This is a genomic window from Bacillus sp. 3255 (assembly GCF_031456485.1).
Taxonomy (GTDB): Bacteria; Bacillota; Bacilli; order Paenibacillales; family NBRC-103111; genus Paenibacillus_E.
In genome coordinates, this window is sequence record NZ_JAVDUS010000005.1 from 246,666 (window position 1) to 269,022 (window position 22,357).

25 protein-coding genes are annotated in these 22,357 nt (G+C 51.5%); 21 read left to right on the forward strand and 4 right to left on the reverse strand.

What is annotated here, in order from left to right; translation table 11 throughout:
- Positions 1-57: 57 nt before the first annotated feature.
- From J2X61_RS09875 to J2X61_RS09885, 3 genes are read left to right on the forward strand one after another with little or no spacing between them, the layout of a single operon-like run.
- Positions 58-993 (forward strand): ABC transporter ATP-binding protein, encoded by a 936-nt coding sequence (locus J2X61_RS09875; protein ID WP_274471101.1) that lies wholly within the window; start codon positions 58-60, stop codon positions 991-993.
- 12 nt (positions 994-1,005) lie between these two features.
- Positions 1,006-2,172: an ABC transporter permease gene (locus J2X61_RS09880; protein ID WP_310187576.1), complete on the forward strand. Its 1,167-nt coding sequence runs from the start codon at positions 1,006-1,008 to the stop codon at positions 2,170-2,172.
- The gene (locus J2X61_RS09885) at positions 2,165-3,319 is read left to right on the forward strand and encodes an ABC transporter permease (RefSeq protein ID WP_310187577.1); all 1,155 of its coding nucleotides are present in this window, start codon (positions 2,165-2,167) and stop codon (positions 3,317-3,319) included. Before J2X61_RS09880 ends, J2X61_RS09885 begins: the two co-directional genes overlap by 8 nt.
- Positions 3,320-3,374: 55 nt before the next feature.
- Here J2X61_RS09885 and J2X61_RS09890 read toward each other — a convergent pair whose 3' ends face one another.
- The gene (locus J2X61_RS09890; RefSeq protein ID WP_274471104.1) at positions 3,375-3,467 is read right to left on the reverse strand and encodes a YjcZ family sporulation protein; all 93 of its coding nucleotides are present in this window, start codon (positions 3,465-3,467) and stop codon (positions 3,375-3,377) included.
- Between the two features lie 218 nt (positions 3,468-3,685).
- Here J2X61_RS09890 and J2X61_RS09895 point away from each other — a divergent pair, with 218 nt between their 5' ends.
- The 7 genes from J2X61_RS09895 to gndA all read left to right on the forward strand — a co-directional run bounded on the left by J2X61_RS09895 (position 3,686) and on the right by gndA (position 11,049).
- Positions 3,686-3,922 carry a DUF6953 family protein gene (locus J2X61_RS09895; protein ID WP_274471659.1) on the forward strand — a complete coding sequence of 79 codons (237 nt, stop codon included), beginning with the start codon at positions 3,686-3,688 and terminating at the stop codon, positions 3,920-3,922.
- A 214-nt stretch (positions 3,923-4,136) separates the two neighbouring features.
- Complete coding sequence (locus J2X61_RS09900) at positions 4,137-4,733, forward strand: hypothetical protein (protein WP_274471105.1); 597 nt, start codon at positions 4,137-4,139, stop codon at positions 4,731-4,733.
- A 179-nt stretch (positions 4,734-4,912) separates the two neighbouring features.
- Entirely contained in the window at positions 4,913-5,917 is a 1,005-nt protein-coding gene (locus J2X61_RS09905) for a LacI family DNA-binding transcriptional regulator (protein ID WP_310187580.1), read from the forward strand.
- 18 nt (positions 5,918-5,935) lie between these two features.
- Entirely contained in the window at positions 5,936-7,207 is a 1,272-nt protein-coding gene (locus J2X61_RS09910; RefSeq protein WP_274471108.1) for a nickel pincer cofactor-dependent isomerase, group 22, read from the forward strand.
- Positions 7,204-8,775, forward strand: coding sequence for a gluconokinase (gene gntK, locus J2X61_RS09915; protein ID WP_310187583.1), 1,572 nt, complete (start codon positions 7,204-7,206; stop codon positions 8,773-8,775). The genes J2X61_RS09910 and gntK overlap by 4 nt, the downstream gene beginning before the upstream one ends.
- A gap of 60 nt (positions 8,776-8,835) precedes the next feature.
- Positions 8,836-9,603, forward strand: coding sequence for an SDR family oxidoreductase (locus J2X61_RS09920; RefSeq protein ID WP_274471112.1), 768 nt, complete (start codon positions 8,836-8,838; stop codon positions 9,601-9,603).
- Positions 9,604-9,636: 33 nt separating this feature from the next.
- Positions 9,637-11,049 (forward strand): NADP-dependent phosphogluconate dehydrogenase, encoded by a 1,413-nt coding sequence (gene gndA, locus J2X61_RS09925; protein WP_310187586.1) that lies wholly within the window; start codon positions 9,637-9,639, stop codon positions 11,047-11,049.
- A gap of 12 nt (positions 11,050-11,061) precedes the next feature.
- On the opposite strand, the gene J2X61_RS09930 is transcribed toward gndA, so the two are convergent.
- Positions 11,062-11,361, reverse strand: coding sequence for a hypothetical protein (locus J2X61_RS09930; protein ID WP_274471114.1), 300 nt, complete (start codon positions 11,359-11,361; stop codon positions 11,062-11,064).
- 171 nt (positions 11,362-11,532) lie between these two features.
- Here J2X61_RS09930 and J2X61_RS09935 point away from each other — a divergent pair, with 171 nt between their 5' ends.
- Positions 11,533-12,039, forward strand: a complete 507-nt coding sequence (locus tag J2X61_RS09935) for a shikimate kinase (protein ID WP_274471115.1) — start codon at positions 11,533-11,535, stop codon at positions 12,037-12,039.
- Positions 12,040-12,060: 21 nt separating this feature from the next.
- On the opposite strand, the gene J2X61_RS09940 is transcribed toward J2X61_RS09935, so the two are convergent.
- The gene (locus J2X61_RS09940; RefSeq protein WP_274471116.1) at positions 12,061-12,351 is read right to left on the reverse strand and encodes a rhodanese-like domain-containing protein; all 291 of its coding nucleotides are present in this window, start codon (positions 12,349-12,351) and stop codon (positions 12,061-12,063) included.
- A gap of 53 nt (positions 12,352-12,404) precedes the next feature.
- Here J2X61_RS09940 and crcB (J2X61_RS09945) point away from each other — a divergent pair, with 53 nt between their 5' ends.
- The 5 genes from crcB (J2X61_RS09945) to J2X61_RS09965 all read left to right on the forward strand — a co-directional run bounded on the left by crcB (J2X61_RS09945) (position 12,405) and on the right by J2X61_RS09965 (position 15,815).
- Positions 12,405-12,842 (forward strand): fluoride efflux transporter CrcB, encoded by a 438-nt coding sequence (gene crcB / locus J2X61_RS09945; protein ID WP_274471117.1) that lies wholly within the window; start codon positions 12,405-12,407, stop codon positions 12,840-12,842.
- Complete coding sequence (gene crcB, locus J2X61_RS09950; RefSeq protein ID WP_274471118.1) at positions 12,839-13,198, forward strand: fluoride efflux transporter CrcB; 360 nt, start codon at positions 12,839-12,841, stop codon at positions 13,196-13,198. The genes crcB (J2X61_RS09945) and crcB (J2X61_RS09950) overlap by 4 nt, the downstream gene beginning before the upstream one ends.
- 26 nt (positions 13,199-13,224) lie before the next feature.
- Entirely contained in the window at positions 13,225-14,520 is a 1,296-nt protein-coding gene (gene aroA / locus J2X61_RS09955) for a 3-phosphoshikimate 1-carboxyvinyltransferase (protein WP_274471119.1), read from the forward strand.
- Positions 14,521-14,586: 66 nt separating this feature from the next.
- On the forward strand, positions 14,587-15,378 hold the full coding sequence (locus J2X61_RS09960) for a C39 family peptidase (RefSeq protein WP_310187589.1): 792 nt from the start codon (positions 14,587-14,589) through the stop codon (positions 15,376-15,378).
- 11 nt (positions 15,379-15,389) lie between these two features.
- The gene (locus J2X61_RS09965; RefSeq protein ID WP_310187590.1) at positions 15,390-15,815 is read left to right on the forward strand and encodes a CoA-binding protein; all 426 of its coding nucleotides are present in this window, start codon (positions 15,390-15,392) and stop codon (positions 15,813-15,815) included.
- A gap of 84 nt (positions 15,816-15,899) precedes the next feature.
- Here the strand turns inward: J2X61_RS09965 and J2X61_RS09970 are convergent, their stop codons facing one another.
- Positions 15,900-16,466: an FAD-dependent oxidoreductase gene (locus J2X61_RS09970; RefSeq protein ID WP_310187591.1), complete on the reverse strand. Its 567-nt coding sequence runs from the start codon at positions 16,464-16,466 to the stop codon at positions 15,900-15,902.
- Between the two features lie 183 nt (positions 16,467-16,649).
- Here J2X61_RS09970 and J2X61_RS09975 point away from each other — a divergent pair, with 183 nt between their 5' ends.
- The 5 genes from J2X61_RS09975 to J2X61_RS09995 all read left to right on the forward strand — a co-directional run bounded on the left by J2X61_RS09975 (position 16,650) and on the right by J2X61_RS09995 (position 22,198).
- Positions 16,650-17,366: a hypothetical protein gene (locus tag J2X61_RS09975; protein ID WP_310187593.1), complete on the forward strand. Its 717-nt coding sequence runs from the start codon at positions 16,650-16,652 to the stop codon at positions 17,364-17,366.
- Positions 17,367-17,487: 121 nt separating this feature from the next.
- Positions 17,488-19,377, forward strand: a complete 1,890-nt coding sequence (locus tag J2X61_RS09980; RefSeq protein ID WP_274471126.1) for a glucose PTS transporter subunit IIA — start codon at positions 17,488-17,490, stop codon at positions 19,375-19,377.
- Entirely contained in the window at positions 19,374-21,122 is a 1,749-nt protein-coding gene (gene ptsP, locus J2X61_RS09985) for a phosphoenolpyruvate--protein phosphotransferase (protein WP_310187595.1), read from the forward strand. The genes J2X61_RS09980 and ptsP overlap by 4 nt, the downstream gene beginning before the upstream one ends.
- 1 nt (position 21,123) lies before the next feature.
- Positions 21,124-21,666, forward strand: coding sequence for a type 1 glutamine amidotransferase domain-containing protein (locus tag J2X61_RS09990; RefSeq protein WP_274471128.1), 543 nt, complete (start codon positions 21,124-21,126; stop codon positions 21,664-21,666).
- 124 nt (positions 21,667-21,790) lie between these two features.
- Positions 21,791-22,198: a hypothetical protein gene (locus tag J2X61_RS09995; protein ID WP_274471129.1), complete on the forward strand. Its 408-nt coding sequence runs from the start codon at positions 21,791-21,793 to the stop codon at positions 22,196-22,198.
- Positions 22,199-22,357: the final 159 nt, after the last annotated feature.

The following is a 22,357-nucleotide window of genomic DNA, read 5'->3' on the forward strand; positions in this document are numbered from 1 at the left end:
GTTCGCCGGATGTACAATGAAGGTAATCGAACGTTCCAGCGTAAAGGAGAGAACCCAATGAGCTTCGTTCAAATCAAGAATGTAGTCAAAAAATACAGCAATCAAGTGTCTGTCGATCATTTGAATTTAACGATACAGGAAGGCGAAATATTCGGCTTGCTAGGTCCTAACGGTGCGGGGAAAAGCACGACGATCAAGATGCTGAGCGGACTGCTCAGAATGGATAGCGGCGAAATGACGGTAGACGGCCTGTCGGTGGCCAAAGATACGATTGAAGTGAAGCGGCTGATCGGTCTGGTGCCGCAAGATATCGCCATATTCGGCAATTTGAGCGCACGTGAGAATGTTACCTTTTTCGCCAAGCTTTATGGACTTAGAGGCAATCTGCTCCATAGCCGGGTGAAGGAGGCGCTGGATTTCGTCGGACTATCGGACCGGGCGCGCGATAAGCCGAGCTCCTTCTCCGGCGGCATGAAACGGAGGCTTAATATTGCCTGCGCCATTATGCATCATCCCAAACTGATCATCATGGATGAGCCAACGGTGGGCATTGATCCGCAATCCAGGAACCACATTCTGGAATCGGTAAGAGCTCTGAACCGGATGGGCTCCACGATCATTTATACTTCGCATTACATGGAGGAGGTGGCTGCAATCTCGACGCGGGTCGGCATTATGGACCGCGGCCATCTCATCGCATGCGGGACGCAGGAGGAATTGCGCGGCAAAGTGGCGCAAGATAACAAAATAATGCTGCAAGTCGCCAACTTGACCGAAGAAGCGGTGATAGAGCTGCGCGACCATCCGCGGATTAAGCAGGTCACGGCCGAAGATCAGGCGCTCGAGCTGTTGGTCGGCGCGTCTCAAGCGTATTTGCAGGACATTTTGTTCATTCTTTCCAAGCATCAGGTCAAAATCCAATCGCTCGTCCAGGTGGAGCCGGATTTGGAAGCTTTATTCCTGTCACTTACCGGCAGAACGCTGCGAGACTAGGGAGGTGGACACATGCAGATTTGGATCATTGCCAAATATGAAGTGATACGTATGATGCGCATGAAGTATGTTATGGCGATTCAGTTCGCCATGCCGCTGCTGCTTATCTTCATCCTGGGTTCAGCGTTGTCGGGTGCTTTCAAAGTGGAGGACCGCACGATTCAGCCGGTGAAAGTGGATCTCGTTCAAGGAGACTCCGGCGTGCTGAAGTCGGCGTTCGAGAGTTTCCTAAGCGCTCCTCAGGTAAGCCAGATGATTCATACGACGGAGGTTCGATCCCGCGACGAAGCGGTCAACAGGCTGCAAACGGGTGAATCCGAGTTTGCGCTGGTTATTCCCGCCAATTTCAGCTCGCAGGTGATTTCCGGGCAAGAAGCGGCGTGGGAAATGATTCTAGGCAATCAATACGAACAGAATTTGACGGCACAACTGGTGCTTCGGTCCTTCATAGACAATGTGAACCGTAAGCAAGCGGCTTCAATGACTTCAAGCCCGGAGGCACAGCAGTTAATTCAGAGCGAAGCCTCGCCGGCAAGCGGCTCCCATGTGCGGTTAGGCAAGCTTGCGTCAACCAATTCCAACTACACGGCCATGCAATATTATGCAGCTTCGATGCTGGTTATGTTTTTACTGTACTCCGGTTTGTCCACTGCGATGACGCTGCACGGCGAACGGGAGAATCATACGCTTTCCCGGTTGAATGCCATGCCGATGCAGCCCTACAACATCTTGCTGGGCAAAGTGCTCGGCAATGCCTTTATCGCAGGCTGCCAAGCAGCCATCATCGTGACGGCAACCGTTCTTTTCTATGATGTCGATTGGGGGGCGTCCTATCCGCTGCTGGCACTCGTTTGTTTCAGCGTTATCATTGCATCGATGTGTCTGGCCGTGCTCATCGCTACGTACGCCAGATCGTCTAAAGCGATCTCAACGATTTTCCAAATGTTAATTCTTGTGATGTCATTTCTCAGCGGAGGCTTCGCGCCGCTTCCCGAGGGACTGCTCAGCCGCCTGGGCGACTTCACGTTGAACTACTGGGCGATGCAAAGCATGCTTCGCATCATGCTGGGCAGTAATATGGCCGTTCTAATCCAGCACCTCTCGGTGATGGGTTGGATCAGCGCAGGGCTGCTGCTCGTTACGATTGCCGTTTACCGAAAGGCGGGTTACCATGAATAGTTTCATTATCGCTTATCATATGTTGAGAAGAACGCTCTTGCAGAAACGGGGCATATTGATGTATCTGATCATTCCGGCAGGTGTCGTATCGCTCATTATCGGCATCATGGGACAGCAGCAGGAGCACCGGGTAGATATCGCTTATGTGAATATGGATAAGGGGACGCTTGGCGCGCATCTGGTTCAAGAAATAACGATGCTGCCGGACTACAAGCTCAAGGTGACGGCTGCCGATGCGGAAGTGAAAGAAGCTGTGACGAGACAGCAGGTGAACGGCGCATTCGTCATACCGGAGAACTTCAGCGCAGTGCTGCTGCAAGGGGGATCGCCGGAGGTGGATATGTATCAATTAAGCGTCAGCGAAGCGACCGCAACGCTGCAGATCTCGCTGAACAGCCTTCTATCCGGGTATCAGGAAACAGTCGATTTGCACCGCAAGCTTGGATTGCAGGATCGGCCGTTAGAAGAGGCCGTCGTGCAGACGCTGCTCCAGACCGAGAAGCATCAAGTAAGAGCGAACGTGACGGACTACGACCTGTACGTGAATCCGAACATGCATATCGTGATCGGTTTTATGCTGATATTCATGATGGGGATTATTAACAATACCATCTCGGTAGTTATGGAAGACCGCCGCATGCATACGATGGCGAGGACATTCGCAGCGCCCGTGCGCTCCATTGAAATCGTGCTCGGCAATTTTATGGGAAGCTTCCTGGTCGGCACGCTGCAGGTGCTCGCCATTCTTCTGTTCACAAGATACGTGACTCATTATGATTACGGATTGCCTCTCATCTCCCAATTCATTATGCTGGAGTTTTTCTTATTGGCGAGCATGGGGATTGCCAGTGCCATTGCGGGTTTGGTGAAGAGCGCTACGAACATGGGGATGATCAACTCGCTTGTCGTCACCCCGACTTGCATGCTGGGGGGATGCTTTTGGCCGATAGCGCTTATGCCGGATTGGATGCAGAAAATCGCCCTTTTTGTCCCGCAAACTTGGGTGATCGATGCGATTCAGCGCATGGCCGCCGGACAGCACTTATCCCAGATGTGGATGCATATGGGGGTACTCGCCTTGTTCGCCCTCATTCTGCTGGGGCTCGGGGCGGCCATCTTGAAGCCGGAAGAAACGGAAACGGCGTAGAACGAATAAAGAGCTGCCGGCAAGTTGCCGGCAGCTCTTCCATATTTGAAGTGAATTAGATAACGAAAGCGCTAGATATAATAACCAACAAGATAAAGAGAACTAGAATTGCTGCTGCAGAGTTATAACCACCAGCTGCGTAACCCATGCGAAATCACCCTTTCGTTTATTAATTCTGTTCATTTGTCTTACAGAGATAGCATATGAGGCAGACCCGTGGATGGAATGGGCTGCAAGGCTTGTTCACCAGTGATTGTGCTCCTGTACCTATGTGCGAATGTTTGGCGCAAAATGTGATACAATGGGTGGATGCCGGTATGTCTGCACATGCAGGAGGAAATCAGGGGTTACGAAGGAGAGAGAGCGATGGCCGTTACGGCGAACGAAATTGCGGAATGGATGCTGGAGCAGTTGCAATCGGCCGGCATTTTGTATCAGAAGGAAGCGGTTGACTATATCCGGCGTCATTATGGGGAATCCTTCATCTATGTCGGGGAGAACGGGAACGAGTCGATCTCCAAAGAAGTCAAGAAATTGTTCAAGAAATTGCACGGCGGAAGAGCAGCTTGGGAGCGTGACGGTTTTTTCTGGGGATGGCATTAAGCGGGAATCGGGACAACCGCCGAAGCCTTCCGTATGCGCTTATGGGCCGGTGCCGCGGTCAAACAGGCATCGGCTTTTTTTGTACGTTTTTCCTTAAAAAAATGTCAATAATCCAAGTTGCTAAAACATAGAATTCATAATAAGATAAGGATAAGAAGATAAGTTGTCTGAATATTTAAACAAAATCAAAGCACCAATTATGGAGGGGATTGCCGTGAGTAAGAGTCATGAAGTGGAGTACTGCAACCTAGAGTTACGATTTGATCGCCGGCTAATCCGGAACTTCATTAAAGCGCTCATTCAGGAAGGTTATTCTCTGTATTGGAACGAAAGCGAGCTGCAGTTCATCATTTCCATACGTACCGGACGCAAGCTGATCAAGCTCAAATTCGAACGTATCGGTGAAAAGTATAAAATTGTGGGCAATTATTCCTTCAAGGACGAGAAGCTCGCGGAAATGATGGAGAAACTGATCGGCGACACACGCGGTCATGCCGTAGTGAAAAGATTCAAGGATCGGCAAATTCTCATTGAGAATATTATGTTCGGGGAAATTATCCGCATGGTCGAGATCAGCGGCATCGAACATAAAGTGCTGTATCAGAAGGAGCCTGCCGTGACAGTAGAAGAAGTCATGCAAGCGCTGCGATCCAAGCGAACCGATGAGCGAATTCCGATTTTGCGTATGGAGCTCGATTATGAGCTGGCCACCCTGCACGATGCAATCGCATCGGGGGATGCCAAGGCGATCATGGAATGCAAACAGAAGCTCATGGAAATGCGTCAAGAAATGCTCTTATTGGAGATGTGAGAATGAAAAGTGGATTTGACTGAGAAGAGAGCCTGTATGTAATACATACGGACTCTCTTTTGCATTTTAGTGGAAAGAATGGCCGCTCAGCCGCGGTGGGAATGAGAATTGCAAACTCGCACAAAAGACTATTGTTAACGTGTGCATCATTGTGATATGCTTCATTTAGAGGTGAAGGTATGAGCGTAACCATTAAGGACATAGCCAAGCTTGCAGGCGTATCTCATACGACCGTTTCCCGGGCGCTCAACAACAGTCCGCTTATTCAAGAGGAAACGAAGGAACGCATCCGTCAGATTGCCAAGCAGATGGATTATACGCCGAATTATAGTGCCAAGAGCTTAGTGCTCGACCGTTCGTATAATTTGGGGCTCTTCTTTACCACACTGAGTAAAGGTACTTCCGCGGGCTTCTTCTATGAAGCGATTCGCGGCGTCAACTCGGTGATCCAGGACAGATATCAGCTTATAGTCAAAGGGATTGACGACTACACGAGCTTCCAATCCATTACGCGCAAAAGCTTTGACGGTATTATCGTCGTTTCGCAAAGCGATGACGATCAGTCGATTATCGAGCATATTGCCGGTAAAGGGATTCCGCTTGTTGTGCTGAACAGGCCCGTATCCACAGCCGGGGTGCTGAACGTCCTTTCCGACGAAGAGCAGGGAGCTTTCCTGGCCAGCTCGTATTTAATCGAGCAAGGCCATAAACGCATCGCTTTGATCGAAGGGCGCAAGGGCTTTAAATCCGCCCAGAACCGCAAGGACGGCTTTGAACGCGCGATGCGGCACTACGGAGTGACGATACCGGAGTCATACCGGTTCCCGGGCTTGTACGACCTCGAGAGCGGCCATCATGCGATGCAGCAGTTTCTGAAGCTGGCCAAGCCGCCGACTGCGGTCTTCAGCTGCAACGACGAAATGGCGCTCGGCGCGATCAAAGCGATATCCGAAGCCGGCCTGCAGGTGCCCGCCGATATTTCGGTCGTAGGCTTCGACGACACGGTCTTCGCCGCTTATGTGACGCCTGCACTCACAACGGTGCGCAGGCCGATTGAACAAATTAGTAAAGAAGGCGCTATCCGGCTCCTCGACAACATCGAGAACAAACACCACGAAACCGAGCAGGTGCTCCTCAAGACGGAGCTAATCGTGCGGGAGTCCGTGAAGCAGCTGTCCATATAAAGAAAGAGGGAATAGTCGATGAGCATTTTGAGAGAGCTGTTAAATGATATTCCGATTCCGCAAATGGTCAAAATTCGCCAGAAATTCGACCGTACGATTCTGGAAAATCCGGAGCAGGAGCTGGCGGATAAGCTGGCCAGCAGCGGCGTCATGGAAACCATTCTTCCCGGCCAGCAGGTTGCCGTTGCCGTAGGAAGCCGCGGAATCGCCAACATCGCCGGATTCACCAAAACGACGATCGATGCGATCAAAGCCAGAGGCGCATTCCCATTCATCGTGCCTTGCATGGGAAGCCATGGCGGCGCTACGGCGGAAGGGCAAACGGAAGTGCTGCTGCACTTCGGTATTACGGAAGCGACGATGGGCGCACCGATCCGTTCTTCGATGGAAGTCGTGAAGATCGACGAGCTGCCGAACGGCTTGCCTGTGTATGTCGACCGCATCGCCTCCGAAGCGGATGCCATCGTTGTTATCAATCGCGTGAAGCCGCATACGGCATTCCGCGGACGCATCGAAAGCGGCATCATGAAAATGATCGCGATCGGGCTTGGCAAGCAGAAGGGCGCTGAAGCCTGCCATCAGTTGGGCTTCAAATATATGGCGGAGAACGTGCCGGCCATGGCGAATCTCATGATTAAGAAGCTGCCGATCGTATTCGGCGTAGCGCTGGTCGAGAATGCTTACGACGAGACGTGCCGCGTCGAAGTGCTGCCTGCAGCCGAGATCGAAGAGCGTGAGGAGCAGCTGCTGGTGGAGGCCAAAGCCCGCCTGCCGAAAATTTTGTTCGATGAGATCGACGTGCTTGTCATCGATTATATCGGCAAAAACATTAGCGGCGACGGCATGGATCCGAACGTGACGGGTCGTTACCCGACACCTTACGCGCATGGAGGTCCTGACGTCGCGAAGATGGTCGTTCTGGATTTGACTCCGGAAACGAAGGGGAATGCGAATGGCGTCGGTACCGCCGACTTCACAACGCAGCGCCTCGTGGACAAAACGAATCTGGAATTCACCTATGCCAACGGACTCACGTCTACGGTGTGTGCGCCTACGAAGATCGCGACGACGCTCGAGAACGATTTCTACGCGATCAAAGCCGCGGTGAAAACGTGCAACATTCTCGATTATACCAAATGCAAATTGGTTCGCATTCAAGATACGCTGCACCTTGGCGAAATCGAAATATCCATCAACTTATTGGACGCAGCGCGAGTTCATCCGGATATTGAAATTTTGTCAGAGCCTTATGATCTTTCATTTAACGCAGAGGGGAATATTAGCAAATGACCGACAAGTTAAGTGCCGTTAAGCCTTACATCGTTGCGGCTGACATCGGTACAACAAGCACGAAGACGCTCGTTATTTCGCGCGAAGGGAAAGTGGTGGCGTCTCATTCCATCGAGTATCCGCTCTTCACCCCCGCAGCGGATCGGGCCGAGCAGGACCCGCAAGAAATTCTTGACGCTGTCGTGCATGGCATCGGCGCGGTCGTAGCGAAGGCGGGCATCACCGCCGAGCAAGTGCTTTGCGTCTCGTTCAGCTCGGCTATGCACAGCCTGATCGCTGTCGACAGGGATGCGCGGCCGCTCACGGCTTGCATCACATGGGCGGATAACCGCAGCTCCAAATATGCGGATGAATTGAAGCGCAGCGGCCTCGGCCAGCAAATTTATTCGCGAACGGGCACTCCGATTCATCCGATGTCGCCGCTGCTGAAGCTGATGTGGTTCCGCGATAATGAGCCGCAACTGATGAAGGAAGCCTACAAGTTCGTTGGCATCAAGGAGTTCGTATTCGCCAAATTGTTCGGCCGCTTCGTGATCGATCATTCCTTGGCTAGTGCGACAGGCTTGTTCAATTTGGAGAACCTGAATTGGGACGAGGAAGCGCTCTTGCATGCAGGCGTTACGCCGGATCAGCTGTCCGAGCTTGTTCCTACTACATACCGCGTGGAAGGCCTGAGCGCCGATGATGCCGCTGCGATGGGCTTGGCCCAAGACACGCCGTTCATCGTCGGTGCGTCCGACGGCGTGCTCGCCAACCTGGGCGTCGGCGCTTTCGAGCCGGGCGTCGTGGCCGTCACGATCGGCACGAGCGGCGCGGTGCGCAGCGTTGTCGACAAGCCGCAGACGGACCCGGAAGGCAAGCTGTTCTGCTACGCGCTTACCGAGAAGTTCTGGGTGGTCGGCGGACCGATCAACAACGGCGGCATCGTCTTCCGTTGGGTTCGCGATCAGATCGCGACCGCGGAAGCCGAGGAAGCCCGCCAGAAAGGCATGGATCCCTATGACCATCTGACGGCCTTGGCTTCGGAAGTGAACGCAGGCTCGGACGGGCTGCTGTTTCTGCCGCTCTTATCCGGCGAGCGGGCGCCTTACTGGAACGCGAATGCGCGAGGCGTCTACTTCGGACTGTCGCTCAGCCACCAGAAGAAGCATATGATTCGCGCAGCGCTGGAAGGCGTCATGTTCTCCATTCAAGCCGTCGCTACATCGCTTGAGCGGATCATGGGGCCGGCGGAAGTGATTCGCGCCTCCGGCGGCTTCGCCAGAAGCGAGTTCTGGCGTCAAATGATGACGGATATGCTGGGCACTTCCGTTACCGTGCCGGACTCGATCGAAAGCTCCGGCATCGGGGCCGCATTGCTTGGTTTGCTGGCGATGGGCGAGATTGACGATTTGTCCCACGCGCACAATTGGATTCAGGTTGGAACGGCTCACGAGGTGAACGAAAGCAATTATCGCATCTATCAACAATTGACATCTATTTATACAAGCGTATATCATCAGTTAAAAGATCAATTCGATGCGATAACCGCCTTCCAAGGACAGCACCTTCGGAGCCCTCAATCATAAATTAGCTTTGGCGCCTTACGGCGTAAGTTCCGAGCACAAATGACAGAGGGGATGAAGACAATGAATTTATTCGATCTTACGGGGAAAACAGCAGTAATTATCGGCGGTAACAGCACACTGGGCGGCTCCATGGCGATTGCACTCGCAGGTCACGGAGCGAAGGTTGCCATTGTCGGCCGCAATCAGGAGAAAAGCGAACAAGTTCGCCGCGAAATCGAGGCGATTGGCGGCGAAGCGCAAACGTTCCAAGCCGACGCGACCAAACGCGAGGATTTGGAGCTAGTTCTGAAAGACGTGCTTGCTTGGTCTGGCAGCGCAGATATCCTGATGAACTGCCCGGGCAAAAATAGTGCGACTCCTTTCTTTGACATTTCCATGGAAGAATGGGATTCTATTATGGAGGTCAATCTGAAAAGCGTCGTGCTAGCCTGCCAAGTGTTCGGGAAGTATATGGTTGAGAGAGGCGAAGGCGGAAGCATTATCAATATTTCGTCCGTTTCGTCCGATCCGCCGCTTTCCCGTGTATTCACTTACTCCGCTTCGAAAGCGGCCGTCAATAACATCACACAGAACTTGGCGCGCGAATTCGCTCCGAGCCGAGTGCGTGTGAATGCGATCATCCCTGGATTTTTCCCGGCTGAGCAGAATCGTAAGATTTTGTCGCCTGAACGGATCGAGTCCATTATGCGTCATACGCCAATGAATCGGTTCGGTGAGGCATCCGAGCTTCAGGGGGCTGCTGTATTCCTTGCTTCGGAACAAGCATCCAGCTTTGTAACAGGTTCCGTTTTAAGAGTGGATGGCGGTTTCGGCGCGATGACGATTTAAATTATATATTAATCGGAAGGGTGTATGAGAGACGTGTCTAAACAACAAATTGGTGTAGTCGGACTTGCGGTTATGGGGAAAAACTTGGCATTGAACATCGAGAGCAGAGGTTTCACTGTATCCGTATTTAACCGTTCAGCCGAAAAAACAAAAGAGCTTCTGCAAGAAGCCCCAGGCAAAAATCTAGTAGGTACATACAGTGTGGAAGAATTCGTACAATCGCTTGAAGTTCCGCGCAAAATTTTGATCATGGTCAAAGCGGGCGGTCCAACGGACGATACGATCAACCAATTGCTGCCGTACCTTGAAAAAGGCGACATTCTGATCGACGGAGGCAACGCATACTTCCCTGATACGCAGCGCCGTAACAAAGAGCTGGAAGCTCACGGCATCCGCTTCGTAGGCACAGGCGTATCCGGCGGCGAAGAAGGCGCGCTGAAAGGCCCTTCGATTATGCCAGGCGGCCAAGAATCCGCTTATAAACTTGTGGAGCCGATCCTGACGGCGATCTCCGCCAAAGTCGGCGACGATGCATGCTGCACCTACATCGGACCGGACGGTGCCGGCCACTACGTCAAAATGGTGCACAACGGCATCGAGTACGGCGACATGCAGTTGATTTGCGAAGCTTACCAATTGCTGAAAGACGTTCTGAACGTCAGTACAGAAGAGCTTCATGAGATTTTCACCGAGTGGAATAACGGCGAGCTTGACAGCTACCTGATCGAGATTACGCGCGATATTTTCACGAAGTATGATGCAGAAACAGGCAAACCGATGGTTGACGTTATTCTGGATTCCGCCGGCCAAAAGGGCACAGGAAAATGGACCAGCCAAAGCGCTCTGGACCTCGGCGTACCGCTTTCCATCATTACGGAATCCGTATTCTCCCGTTTCATCTCCGCGATGAAGGAAGAACGCGTAGCGGCAAGCAAAGTGCTCAAAGGACCTGCTGCTCCAGCCTATACAGGCGATCGCAAAGCATTCATTGAAGCTGTTCGCCAAGCGCTGTATGCAAGCAAAATTTGCTCCTACGCACAAGGCTTCGCACAAATGAGAGCTGCATCTGACGAATACCAATGGGATCTGAAATACGGCAACATCGCGATGATCTTCCGCGGCGGCTGCATTATTCGTGCAAGATTCCTGCAAAATATTAAGGATGCGTATGACAGCAATCCGGGACTTAAAAACCTGCTGCTAGATTCTTACTTCCAGAGCGTTGTTGAAAACTATCAACAATCCTGGAGACAAGTCGTATCCGAAGCTGTTACACGCGGTATTGCAGTGCCAGCCTTCGCATCCGCGCTTGCCTACTACGACAGCTACCGTACGGAAAGATTGCCGGCTAACCTGCTGCAAGCGCAGCGCGATTATTTCGGCGCTCACACGTTCCAACGTGTGGACAAAGAAGGTTCCTTCCACTTCAACTGGATGGAAAACTAAGCGGACAGGGGCTTATGCCTCTTCCTGCAAACCGTATGCCGCTTCGCGCAGCCACATTTTCAGACGGTCGGCTTCCTGATCGAAGCCGCCCCGCCAATGGATGAGCATAAGCGAGACTTCGGCAAAATAACGGAAATTTTTCAACAATCGTGGTTGAGCAAGGCCCTGCATGCGCGGGTCTTCTTCAGCCACTTTTTTCTTAATAAACTCCAGAATCCATACAACGTCCTCTTTGCACAGGATATAACTAGGGTGTAAGATTTGCTCCAGCTTGCCCTGTGTGCGGTTGGAATAGGCAACAGTTGGGTTCAAAGCTTCATCTCTCCTTGTCGGCATAGGTTCTCTCTTAGAATCTTAACTGTTTGAGTTGGAATTTATTCACACTACTATATGATTTTTTGGCTGATTGTATTCATGGTGTAGCAGCTATGGTATGATGTTGGGAAAGTTTGTATGAACAGCATATGAGAAAAGGGGATTAAAGTGACAACAAGCAATCTTATACTTGTAGGCTTCATGGGAACGGGCAAGTCGACGGTCGGGAAGAAGCTCGCCGAGCGTTTGGGCTGGACCTTCTTGGATTCGGATGCCGTGCTTGAAGAAGAGCAGCGGACGAGCATCGCGGAGTTGTTCCGATTGCATGGGGAGGCGCATTTCCGGACTTTGGAGACGGAGACGCTGGAACGGGTGCTTCTGCAGACCGGACAGGTCGTTGCGACCGGCGGCGGGGCTGTGCTGGCGGAAGCGAACCGGAGCTGCATGCTGCGATGCGGCTACGTCGTTGCGCTGAAAGCAACGCCCGAGGCGATCATTCATCGCGTAAGCAGCGATACGAGCCGCCCGCTTTTGCAAGGCGATCTGGAAGAACGCGTTCACACGCTGCTTGAACAGCGGAAATCAGCTTATGATTTTGCGCATGCCGTCATCGACACGTCCGACTTGACTGCGGAAGAGATTGTGGAGCGGATCATGAAGGAAGCGGGTCTATAAGGGAGGGGACAAGCTTTAAGCTTAGTCCTCCCAATCGAGCATCCCGCCGGTCATGTTCTTGAGACCTGTGTAGCCCTGCGCCTCCAGGAAGCTTAGCGCACGTCCGCTGCGGTTGCCGCTGCGGCAAACCATGATGACTTCGCCTTCCTGCGGAATCTCGCTCATTCGCTCCGGCAATTGGCCAAGCGGGATATGAATGGCGCCCGGGATCATGCCGGCTGCGACTTCTTCATCTTCGCGAACGTCGATGATCGTCAGTTTCTCGCCGCTGCTTAGTCTTTCTTTGACGACGGATGGTAATATCGTATTCACGTGCAGACCTCCTAGTATGTAATAAACTGAGGGTAGAAGCCCCATTACCAATCATGATAGAAACATTAAGTCCGGATGTCAAACACGGTACGAAACAGGAGTTGGATTCAATGCTTTATATCGGCATAGCCGGGATATTCGGCGCGCTCGCCCGATTCGGAATATCGCTTATATGGAATCCGGTATCACCGGCGCTCTTTCCGTGGGGGACGCTGATCTGCAATCTGGCCGGTTGTTTCCTGCTCGGCTACTTGGCCTATACCAAGGGGTCCCTGCTGCCCGTGAAGCTGCAATTGCCGGTTACAACAGGGTTTATCGGGTCATTCACAACATTCTCAACGTTCAGTTATGAGACGATTGCCATGGTGAAGCACGGCTATTGGCTGCTAGCGTTCTTGTATGTGTTCGTGAGCCTATGGGCAGGCCTCGGTCTGACTTGGCTTGGCGTCCGGCTTGCCGAGGGGAATGGGAAGGGAGCTATGTCCTCATGACAGCTTGGTTAGGCCCCATGTGTCTCGTCGGTTTGGGAGGCTTCTTCGGAGCGGTCAGCCGTTACGGGATCGGCAGTTATATGTCCAAACGGTTCCCAAGTTCTATTCCGTATGGTACACTGACTATAAATCTTTTGGGTTGTTTTCTGCTAGGAATACTTATGAAATATCATGCTTTCGATAACTGGAAGCTGCTCATCGGCACAGGCTTCATGGGCGCATTCACGACATTCTCGACATTCAATCTGGAATGTGTGAAGCAGCTGCGCGCAGGGCAATGGCAAGCCTATCTCATCTATACCATGCTTAGTTACACCGGTGGAATTCTACTATGCTTCATCGGTTATTACATATAAACATTTGTGAAGGAGATATTAACCACATGAAAGCCATCGTGCAACCAACCTCCCGCCTACAAGGAGAAATCAACGCGCTATCCTCCAAAAACTACACAACCCGCTACTTGCTGATCGGGGCGCTTGCGAATGGGACAAGCACCATTTATTATCCCGCACACAGTGAAGATAGCGACGCTATGAGACGCTGCGTACGCGATCTGGGAGCCATTATCGAAGAGGACGATGAGAAAATTGTCATTACCGGATTCGGGAAACATCCGAAGCACGTTTCCGAATTAAACGTTGGCAATGCCGGCGCTGTCCTTCGCTTCTTGATGTCCACAGCCGCTTTCCTGCCGGAAGTCACCTTCGTCAATACGTATCCGGAGTCGCTGGGCAAGCGTCCGCATGACGATTTAATCGAAACTTTGGGACAAATGGGTGTCGAGGTACAACATTCTAACGGCCGTTTGCCGATAACTATTAAAGGCGGACAACCTCGCGGCGGCAAACTGACCGTATCGGGCAACGTGAGCTCCCAATTCTTGAGCTCCTTGTTATTCATGACGCCGCTGCTGGAAGAAGATACGGAGATTCAAGTATTGCACGATTTGAAATCCAAAATTATTGTAGGCCAGACGCTGGAAGTGTTGGAGCAAGCGGGCATCGTCGTGCATGCCAGCGAAGATTTGATGCATTACCGCATTCCAGGCGGCCAATCGTACCAAGCCAAGGAGTACGTTATCCAAGGGGATTACCCGGGCTCTGCGGCGATTCTTGCGGCTGCGGCTGTTACGAACTCCGATGTTCGCGTACTCCGCCTGGAAGAGAACAGCAAGCAGGGCGAGAAGGCCTGCGTGGATGTTCTGCGCGCGATGGGAGTTAATTTGACCCACGATAACGGTGTCGTTCACGTCAAAGGCAATCAGAAGCTGGTTGCCGGCGAATTCGACGGCGACCACTTCACGGACGCTGTGCTTGCCATGGTAGCGGCTGCCGTATTCGCGGAAGGAACTTCGCGCTTCTATAATGTCGAGAATTTACGCTACAAGGAATGCGACCGAATCACAGATTATTTGAACGAGCTGCGGAAAGCCGGCGCTGATGTGGAAGAGCGGCAAAGTGAAATCATTGTTCACGGCAAACCGAATGGTGTACCGGGCGGTGTCGAGATCAATGCGCACTTCGATCATCGTGTCATTATGGCTTTAACCGTCGTCGGTCTTCGCTCCGAGAAAGGTTTGACGATTCGCGATGCGCATCACGTCGCCAAATCTTACCCGCAGTATTTCGACCATTTGCGTTCGATCGGTGCCCAGGTTGAGCTTGTAGCGGAGTAGAACGGATCCAATACAACGATAACGAACGGGTGAGTCAGCATGAGGATTATTTGGCAGGGTTTAAAGGTGACGTTTGGATTATTCCTCGTTGCCGGTCTGGTGTTCGCAAGCTCCGTGTTCGCTGTATTGCTGTATGCCAAAGCGAGCGGCAAAGAGCCGGCTTTGTTCGCGGCACGCAGCAAGACTGTGTTGGCCCAGGAGGCGGAACCGGTACCAACAGCGGTGGTGGCTACGCCACAACCGACGATCCAGACAAAAAAATCGGCAATGATTGATGCACCCGTTTTTGCTCAGCTGCCCGAACTGCCGGCAGGCTGTGAAATTACGAGCTTAACGATGCTCTTGCATTATTACGGCATTGCCAAAACCAAGATGGAGCTTGTTGCCGAGATGCCTAAGGACACGACGCCGATCAAGCTGAATAGCGACGGGTCACCCGCCTTCTGGGGCAATCCGAACACGGGATTCGTCGGCGATGTGACGCGGAAGCTGAGGGGCTTCGGAATCTATCATGCGGGGTTATTTCCACTGCTGAAGTCCTATATTCCCGAAGCGATCGACATTACCGGTGAGGATTTCGAGCTGTTCGAACAACAAATTGCCAGGGGATTGCCTGTCATCGTTTGGACAACAATCGATTATAATATCCCTTATAAATGGGTTACATGGGATACCCCGATCGGTCCGATCCAAACGACCTATGCGGAGCATGCGGTATTAATGGTCGGATATGATGAGAATCATGTATACTTAAATGATCCGTTAAGCGGGAAAAAGCAAGTTCAGGTAAACAAAGCTCAGTTTATCGACAGCTGGTCCGCGATGGGGAAGCAAGGCCTCACATACTTGAACAAATAGGAGGTACGTCCATGACTTTTGAGAATCCGTCAAGAGAACACATCAAGGAACTATTGGCGAATGCAGGCAATATTGCCGTCGTAGGTTTGTCCGATAAGCCGGACCGCACGTCGTATATGGTGGCCGCCGCTATGCAGAGCCGAGGCTATCGAATTATTCCCGTCAATCCGAATGCGACGGAGATTCTGGGCGAGAAATGCTACGCCTCGTTATCGGATATTCCTGAACCTGTCGATATCGTCAATGTATTCCGGCGTGCAGACCAAGTGGTTCCTATCGCAGAGGAAGCCGTCAAAATTAAAGCGAAGGTGTTCTGGCTGCAATTGGATATCGTGAATGAAGAAGCAGGCCGCATCGCCAGCGAGGCAGGCTTGGAAGTCATCATGGATCGCTGCATCAAAGTGGAAGACGCCATCCTTAACCCTCGGAACAACTAAGTAACGGCATCGCAAAAACCGCTATTCCCTTGCCTTCACGGCTGGAGAATAGCGGTTTTTTTAATGAGGAAAGTGCGGATCGCGTTAAGCCTTCAATACGTCGTGATCGACATAACGCGCGCCATTCAACTCGCTGATCACATTAATGGCCACCTTGGCGCCGTCTCCGGCTGTGACAATGGTATGCATGGAAACCCCGGCAATCGTGCCCGCAGCCCATACGCCTTTAAGGCTTGTGTTGCCCTGTGCATCGGCATCGACGACGGTTTTGATGCGCGGCTCCGTGCCGGGTTTGGTTTGAATGCCCGAAGCCTCCGCCAAATCTGCGGATAAACCTGTTGCAAGGATGACATACTTACCTTCATATGTACCATTTTCCGCCGTCACTTGGAAACCGTCTCCGGCCTGGTCCAGCTTCGTAGCTCTGTCTTGAACGAATTCAGCGCCGAACTTTGTTGCTTGCTTCTTGCCGGTTTCGACCAAATCAGGACCGGTAATACCTTCCACTCCATAGTGGTTCTCTATCCATGCCCGCTTCGTAACGCTATGGTCACTGTCGATGACCAGCGTCTTTTTCCCTGCTTTGGCCGTGAATAAAGCCGCGCTTGCTCCTGCAGGACCTGCTCCGATAATAATGATATCATATGCCATTTCGGTGTTCCTCCTAGTAAGAGTATGGGTACCAGAAAATTATGGCATAACGGCTGTACTTAGTCAACTTATGTGTATAGAAAGTATGTTAAAGAAAAAATAATAAATTACGTTCAAGCGGAGAGAATAAAAGAGGCTCCAAAAGAAGCCCAACATAGAAAAACTTTGAAGGAGGATTTACACATGTATAACAGCTTCAACAACAATTACGGCGCATCTAACTTTAACAGCACTCCGAACACACAGACATCGCAATACCAAGCTCAGAAACAATTCCAACCATCAAGCTATGTACAATCTTTCTACAATCAGCCAAATCCAGCACAAAGCACGCAAAGCTTCAATCAAAGCTTCAATCAAGGAATGGCTTCGACAGAGTCCTATCATACTGCGAACTATCGCGGAAATCAGCCGGGACATGATGCATACTTGCGCAGTGACTCGACGACTCCGTCCGCATATCAACCATCCAGCTTCCAAAATGCTTACTCTACTTATAATAGCGGAAGAAGCAATCAATTCGCATCCACCCAATACCAACCAATCAGCTACACAGCTATGAATCAACAGCCTTTCTCCACAAGCCAATACAGCAGCTCCTCGGCGCAATCGTTCAATCAACAGCCTTTCGGACAAACGGCGGTTTCTCCAAATGCGTACCACACGGCTAACTACCGCGGCAATCAACCGGGACATGACGCTTATCTGCGCAGCGATTCCACAACGACTTCTCAACAATCGTTCCAGCCTAGCTATGCTTCCCAGCAAAGCGCGCAAGGAATGAGCAGCTACCAGCCGCAGCAAAGCTTCTATCAACAAAACGCTCAAGCTTCGAACCAAGGGTTCGGCAGCATGGGCATGGGTATGGGCCAGCAGTTCGGATATTCTTCTTCCCACTAATCCAAGCTCAATTAGCCGCTTAAATAAGCAGGTCGATCCTCGACCTGCTTATTTTGTTTTGACAAACCGGCGAACAAGCTATACGATTTGATAAGAGAAACTTTTAGGAGGTAGCATACGTTTGAACTGGATGGGGAACTTACAACAGCTCGGCCGCTCCTTGATGCTGCCCACCATTGCATTACCAATAGCTGCTGTGCTGCTTCGTCTAGGGGACCTGCCTTGGGATGCGATTCACGCATCCGGCTTTGGGGATATGCTGCTGTTAGCCGGGAATACGGTCTTTGACTATATACCCATCATCTTCGCTGTCGGTGTGGCACTGGGGCTTACGGAGAGTGCCGGTATCGCCGGACTGTCTGCCATGCTGGGCTATTTCATGTTCACACGGCTCATCGAGCATGCTTTGGGCGCACAGTTCCAACTCGGCGTACCCGGCGGAATATTAATCGGTTTGCTCGCTGCGATTATTTATCATCGATGCAAAGAGATCAAGCTGCCGGAATATATCCAATTTTTCGGTGGTCCGCGAATGGTGCCGCTCATCATGGGACTTTGTACGCTGGTCGTGTCCTATATCATGATCGGTATTGGCCCGTACTTGGAAGTAGCGATGGGCAAGCTGTCGAATTGGCTGCTCGGGATGGGCGGCTTCGGCACATTCGTATACGGCATCGCCCATCGGTTGCTTGTGCCGTCGGGCTTGCATCATATCTTAAATAACTTTTTCTGGTTCCAAGTTGGGGCCTACGAAACCTCCAAAGGCCATATGGTTTACGGTGATCTGCCGCGCTACTTCGCCGGTGATCCCACAGCAGGCATGTATATGGCCGGCTTGTATCCGATCATGATGTTCGCGCTGCCCGCCATCGCTTTTGCCATTATCGGCGAAGCTCGGGAAGATTTGAAGCCGAAGATAAGAGCCACCTTTCTGACCGCGGCATTGGCCTCGTTCTTGACAGGGGTAACGGAGCCTATAGAATTCGCCTTTCTGTTCGTCGCTCCTTATTTATTCATCATTCACGCCATCCTATCCGGTGCGGCCATGTGGCTGGCTTACGAACTGCATATCCAGCATGGCTTCTCGTATTCGGCTGGCGCTATCGATTATGTCATCAACTTGCATTTATCACATAACGGCCTGCTGCTCATTCCGATTGGACTTGTGTACGGCCTCGTGTACTATTTCATGTTCCGCTGGGCGATCAGGCGGTTCCGAATTCCTACGCCTGGGCGGGAAGAAGGCTCATCCCTTGAGGAGTGGGCCGGCGATATCCCGTACCGCTCGCCTTTGATTCTGCAAGCGCTTGGCGGGAAAGACAATATTAAGAAGATCGAAGCCTGCATTACCCGATTGCGACTTACGCTTGTTAATGATCGTTTGATAGACATCACGGCATTACGACACTTAGGAGCTGCAGGCGTCATCCGTCTTGGAGGAGGCAATGTTCAGGTCGTGTTCGGAACATTCTCAGAGCTGATACGCGAAGAAATTATGAAAGTACTGCGCAAAGATATCCATGTCGTACTGTTCCAATCGCCTATGCAGGGCCGTATGATCCCGATCGAGGAAGTGCCTGACCGGATTTTTGCATCCCGCCTGGTAGGGAACGGCGTGGCTTTTATCCCTGAGAAAGGGGAGCTGCTCTCCCCGGTTGCAGGTACGATCATGCACATCTATCCGACGATGCATGCGCTTGGTATTTTGATGGACGAGGGCTTGGAAGTCTTGCTGCATATCGGTATCGATACGTCGAGCTTGCCCGGCAAATGCTTTAATGCGGTGGTGAAAGAAGGCGACCGCGTCGAGCCCGGGCAGCTGCTCGTGAAATTTAACTATAATAAAGTGAAAAAGTTTGCTTCTTCTATGGCGACACCTATGATTATTACAAATCCGGATCTTGTTAAGTCTTGGAGCTTCGCTCCGTTCAAAGCAGTGAAAAAAGGCCAAGGTTCTGTGATGTCCGTCGTCTTAAAGCCTACTAAATCTTCGGGGGGGATGAACGGATGATCAGAGGGATAGGTGCGTCTTCAGGCATTGCGATGGGTCAGGCTTTTGTCATACCTACCTGGGAGTGGGATTTCCCTGAAAAAATGATCGATGTGACCGACCTGGCATATGAATTCGAACGCTTGTATGACGGTATCAGATCTTCCAAAGACGAGCTGGAATTGATCAAGCAGGAAATTAAAGAAGTGGTGGGGCAGGATCAAGCCTACATCTTTGATGCCCACCTGGCGATTCTGGAAGATCCGATTTTCATGAATGAAATTCAAGGCATTATCGAGCTTCAGTATAAGGCGGCCGAAGTGGCTGTCAAAGAAGTGATCGATAAGTTTGTCGGCATGTTCAATATGATCGACGATGAGTATATGAAGGAACGGGCGCTGGACATCAAGGATGTTGGCAACCGGCTGCTCAAGCACCTGCTGGGCGATACGAGCTCGACCGTTCCTCCGATCGACCATCCGTACATTCTCGTCGCCAAGGAGCTGACACCTTCGCAGCTGGCCCATCTGGACCCGTCCAAAGTGCTCGGCCTCCTGACGATTCTGGGCGGCACGCATTCCCATGTTTCGATCATGGCGAGAGCGATGTCCGTGCCTTACGTGCTGGGCTTGGAAGGGAAGCTTCTGCGTCCTATTCAGAATGGCGATTTCTTGATTATTGACGGGCAAGAGGGCACACTTTATATTAATCCGGACAAAACGACGATCGAGAGGTATCAAGCACGCAAGAAGAATTGGCTTGAGTTCAAGGAGAGTCTGCAGGAAATCGCAGATGTCGCTCCGGTCACATTGGACAACAGCATCGTAAATTTACATGCGAATATCAATTCGGTCATGGAAATCGATCAGGTCGTGCGCAATGGCGCATCCGGCGTAGGGCTGTTCCGAACCGAATATTTATACATGGATCGAGATTCGCTTCCCGGGGAGGACGAGCAATTCGAGGTGTATCGTCACGCCGCTATGCAGCTTAAGGGCCGCCCGATCGTGATTCGCACCTTGGACATCGGCGGAGATAAGAAGCTGGACTATATGCCGCTGCCCAAAGAGGATAATCCGTTCCTCGGCTACAGGGCGATCCGGATTTCGTTAGACCGGAAAGACCTCTTTCTGACGCAGCTCAAAGCGATTCTGAGGGCCAGCCATTACGGGAATGTGAAAATCATGTATCCGATGGTCAGCTCGCTTGCCGAGGTACGTCAAGCCAAGGCGATGCTGGAGAAGGCCAAAGCCGAATTGAGCGCGCAAGGCATTCCATACAATGCCAACATTGAAGTAGGCTTGACGATTGAAGTGCCTGCGGCGGCGCTCATAGCGGATGTGCTTGCCAGCGAAGTCAACTTCATGAGTATCGGGACCAACGATCTCGTGCAATATGTGCTTGCCGTAGACAGGATGAACGAAACCATCGCGCACTTATATAATCCCTATCATCCAGCTGTCATCCGGCTGCTCAAGCACGTGATCGACGCGGCCAAAGGCGTAGGCATCCCTGTCGGGGTCTGCGGCGAAATGGCGGGAGACGTCCGCGCATTGCCGATCTGGTTGGGACTCGGCATTGAAGAGCTGAGCATTTCCGTCCATACACTTCTCCAAGTGAAGCACCGCTTACTAAGTAGTGATGCGAGACAGTGCAAGCTGCTGCTGAATGAAATCCTTGCTTGCAAAACGAGTGATGAAATCATAGAGCTGCTCACGCAAACGGAACAAACCGAACAAACCGAATCCATTGTAGGAGGTAATTAACATGGAATTGCAAGGCACAAAAGTGTTAGCTTTCGTAGATGAAGAATTTGAAGATTTGGAGATGTGGTACCCGGTGCTGCGCTTGCGCGAAGCGGGAGCTGTCGTCGATATCGTAGGCCCCAAAGCCAAGACGGTATATCATGGCAAATACGGCGTGCCAATTACGACGGACTACGCATTTGACGAAGTGAAGTCATCCGATTATATCGGATTGTATGTGCCGGGCGGGTGGGCGCCCGACAAGCTGCGCCGGTATCCGGATGTGCTGCGCCTGACCAAGGAGTTCCATGAAGCCGTGAAGCCGATTGCACAAATCTGCCATGCCGGCTGGGTGCTGATCTCGGCCAAAATTGTGAACGGCTACACGATGACGTCAACGCCGGGGATTCGCGATGACCTTGAGAATGCAGGCGCAACATGGGTCGATGAAGAAGTTGTGGTCGATCGCAACATCGTTTCCGGACGCCGTCCGCCGGACCTTCCGGCTTTCTCCAAAGTATTCGCAGATGAGCTGATCAAGTTCAATTCCAGACAGGCAAAGTAATCGTACACTTCCAATCGTGGCAAAAACTACTACTCTTCATACGGCAGGAAATCGTTTAAAATCGTAGAATACCTAAGTACAAGTAATACATGTACATGCCGCCTGCCAGTGAAGGAGTGTTAGAATGCAAAAGTATTGTAAGTGCGGACGCACGATGAACCTTCGTCTGCGTACGGTTATTTATCAAAGTAAAGTGGATATTGAGAATGTACCGATTTATTCATGTGAAGCATGCGGGCGGAGTGAGGTTGTTCCTCATGTGAAACCCGAGCTTACCGGACTCATCGGCAAGCTGGGGAGCAAGCCTGAGAAGCAACAGCTGTTCTTCCACGAGTTGTCGGAAGTGGCGTTTCTGCTGCTGAAGGTAACGGAGAAAGAACATATGAACGATTCCATGGAAAAGATTGTAGAAGAGCGTATTAATGAGCTTCTGGACATCTTGCTGTTGGCGCAATCGCTAGGGGACGAGCCATGGGCGGAAGAAATTCGCAAACGGTTGTCCCAAATTACACAGAGCGCAATATCGACATAAGTTACATAGGGCCAATCCGTTTCGGATTGGCTTTTGTACATCCTGCGTACGCTTTTTGAAAACAAATTGAAATTATTTTCAAAGTATTTTCATTTTTCGTTGCAAGATGGATTAATTTGTCGTATCATAACGGTAATATACTAGGCTCGCAGAATACTT

Excerpts from the sequence above, each read along its gene's own strand:
- J2X61_RS09875 (WP_274471101.1), top strand. The coding sequence starts at position 58 with ATGAGCTTCGTTCAAATCAAGAATGTAGTCAAAAAATACAGCAATCAA.
- J2X61_RS09880 (WP_310187576.1), top strand. The coding sequence starts at position 1,006 with ATGCAGATTTGGATCATTGCCAAATATGAAGTGATACGTATGATGCGC.
- J2X61_RS09885 (WP_310187577.1), top strand. The coding sequence starts at position 2,165 with ATGAATAGTTTCATTATCGCTTATCATATGTTGAGAAGAACGCTCTTG.
- J2X61_RS09890 (WP_274471104.1), bottom strand. The coding sequence starts at position 3,467 with ATGGGTTACGCAGCTGGTGGTTATAACTCTGCAGCAGCAATTCTAGTT.
- J2X61_RS09895 (WP_274471659.1), top strand. The coding sequence starts at position 3,686 with ATGGCCGTTACGGCGAACGAAATTGCGGAATGGATGCTGGAGCAGTTG.
- J2X61_RS09905 (WP_310187580.1), top strand. The coding sequence starts at position 4,913 with ATGAGCGTAACCATTAAGGACATAGCCAAGCTTGCAGGCGTATCTCAT.
- J2X61_RS09910 (WP_274471108.1), top strand. The coding sequence starts at position 5,936 with ATGAGCATTTTGAGAGAGCTGTTAAATGATATTCCGATTCCGCAAATG.
- gntK (WP_310187583.1), top strand. The coding sequence starts at position 7,204 with ATGACCGACAAGTTAAGTGCCGTTAAGCCTTACATCGTTGCGGCTGAC.
- J2X61_RS09920 (WP_274471112.1), top strand. The coding sequence starts at position 8,836 with ATGAATTTATTCGATCTTACGGGGAAAACAGCAGTAATTATCGGCGGT.
- crcB (WP_274471117.1), top strand. The coding sequence starts at position 12,405 with ATGATAGAAACATTAAGTCCGGATGTCAAACACGGTACGAAACAGGAG.
- crcB (WP_274471118.1), top strand. The coding sequence starts at position 12,839 with ATGACAGCTTGGTTAGGCCCCATGTGTCTCGTCGGTTTGGGAGGCTTC.
- aroA (WP_274471119.1), top strand. The coding sequence starts at position 13,225 with ATGAAAGCCATCGTGCAACCAACCTCCCGCCTACAAGGAGAAATCAAC.
- J2X61_RS09965 (WP_310187590.1), top strand. The coding sequence starts at position 15,390 with ATGACTTTTGAGAATCCGTCAAGAGAACACATCAAGGAACTATTGGCG.
- J2X61_RS09970 (WP_310187591.1), bottom strand. The coding sequence starts at position 16,466 with ATGGCATATGATATCATTATTATCGGAGCAGGTCCTGCAGGAGCAAGC.
- J2X61_RS09975 (WP_310187593.1), top strand. The coding sequence starts at position 16,650 with ATGTATAACAGCTTCAACAACAATTACGGCGCATCTAACTTTAACAGC.
- ptsP (WP_310187595.1), top strand. The coding sequence starts at position 19,374 with ATGATCAGAGGGATAGGTGCGTCTTCAGGCATTGCGATGGGTCAGGCT.
- J2X61_RS09990 (WP_274471128.1), top strand. The coding sequence starts at position 21,124 with ATGGAATTGCAAGGCACAAAAGTGTTAGCTTTCGTAGATGAAGAATTT.
- J2X61_RS09995 (WP_274471129.1), top strand. The coding sequence starts at position 21,791 with ATGCAAAAGTATTGTAAGTGCGGACGCACGATGAACCTTCGTCTGCGT.